The sequence below is a fragment of the Rhizobacter sp. genome (genome assembly GCF_031412075.1).
GTDB lineage: Bacteria > Pseudomonadota > Gammaproteobacteria > Burkholderiales > Burkholderiaceae_C > Rhizobacter.
On sequence record NZ_JANOCG010000378.1, the window covers coordinates 1 to 1,631 of the forward strand.

Annotated in this window: 1 protein-coding gene and 1 pseudogene; both read left to right on the forward strand. The window is 68.9% G+C overall.

Annotated elements, in window-relative coordinates:
• Positions 1 to 447: pseudogene (locus RMO40_RS14110) on the forward strand (vanadium-dependent haloperoxidase); the annotation flags it as partial.
• Positions 448 to 479: 32 nt separating this feature from the next.
• Positions 480 to 1,547 carry a methyltransferase domain-containing protein gene (locus RMO40_RS14115; RefSeq protein WP_309722380.1) on the forward strand — a complete coding sequence of 356 codons (1,068 nt, stop codon included), beginning with the start codon at positions 480 to 482 and terminating at the stop codon, positions 1,545 to 1,547.
• The last annotated feature ends 84 nt before the right edge of the window (positions 1,548 to 1,631 follow it).

Below are 1,631 nucleotides of genomic sequence, written 5' to 3' on the forward strand. Positions count from 1 at the left end.
CGCGCCTTCACCCTGCTGCACTTCGCGATGGCCGACGGCTTCATCGCCGGCTTTGCCGCCAAGTACGAGCACCGCTTCTGGCGCCCCGTGACGGCCATCCAGGCCGCGGCCACCGATGGCAACCCGCTGACCGAAGCCGACGCCAACTGGCAGCCCCTGCTGGTGACGCCGCCCGTGCCCGACTACCCCTCCACCCACACCGTGCTGGGCTGGGCCGCCGCCGAGGTGCTGATCGACCTCTTCGGTGACAAGCAGCGCTACACCGTAACCAGCATGACGTTGCCCGGAGTGGCCCGCCCCTACCGCGGGTTCTCGCAAGCGGCGCAAGAGAACGGCATGTCGCGCATCTACGCCGGCATCCACTTCCGCCACGCCGTGAAAGACGGGCGCCGCCAGGGCCGAAGCATCGGCCAGTCGGTGGCCGAAGCGCTCGCGCCGGTTCGTTGAGCCGACATGAACACCCCACAGGAACACACCCCATGGACACCCCCGTGTTCGATCAATCCAAACTCGAAGCCTTTGCCATGCGTGCCATCGGCGACCTGACCACCGGCTACACCGGCATCATGGTCAGCCTCGGCAGCAAGCTCGGCCTGTACAAGGCGATGGCCGGCGCCGGCCCGCTGAGCGCCAGAGAGGTGGCCAAGCGCGCCAGCTGCGGCGAACGTTATGTGCGCGAGTGGCTGAACGCACAGGCCGCTGGCGGCTACGTCGGCTACCACGCGCTGAGCGACACCTACGAGCTCTCACCCGAGCAGGCGATGGTGCTGGCCGACGAAGAAAGCCCGCTCTACATCCCGCACGCCTGGAACGTGCCGGCAGCGATGTGGGCCGACGAGAACAAGGCACTCGACGCGTTTCGTACCGGCCGCGGCGTGGCCTGGGGCGAGCACGATGCACGCATGTCGTGTGGCGTGGCGGCGTTCTATTGCAACGGCTACCGCGCGAGCCTGGTGCCGCAGTGGCTGCCCGCGCTCGACGGCGTGGTGGCCCAGCTCGAGGCCGGCATCAACGTCGCCGACGTGGGCTGTGGCCACGGCCACTCCACCGTGCTGATGGCGCAGGCGTTTGCGAACTCGCGCTTCCACGGCTTCGACACCCATGCCGGCTCGATCGCCGAGGCGCAGCGCAACGCGGCGATGGGCGGCGTGGCCCGACGGGCCGAGTTCAGCATGGCCCGCGCGGTCGACTACCCCGACCAGCGCTATGGCCTGATCTGCTTCTTCGACACGCTGCACGACCTGGGCGACCCGGTGGCCGCCGCACGCCACGCGGCCGAGGTGCTGGCGCCTGGCGGCACGGTGATGCTGGTGGAGCCGTTTGCCAACGACCGCGTCGAAGATAACCTCACGCCGGTGGGGCAGATGTACTACGCCGGCTCGGCGCTGATGTGCTGCGCACACGCCATCTCCGAAGGCGGCAAGCTGGTGCTCGGCGGGCAGGCCGGCGAGGCACGCCTGGCTGAGGTGTTCCGCAAGGCCGGGTTCACGCACTTCAGGCGCGCGGCTGAAACGCCGTTCAACCTGATCTTCGAGGTGCGGCGCTGAGCGCTCATTTTCGGGCTCGACCCTGGCGCCGCCGATTGCACAATGGCGCGCCATGTTCAGCCTCATCCGCCTCACCCTCCAGCG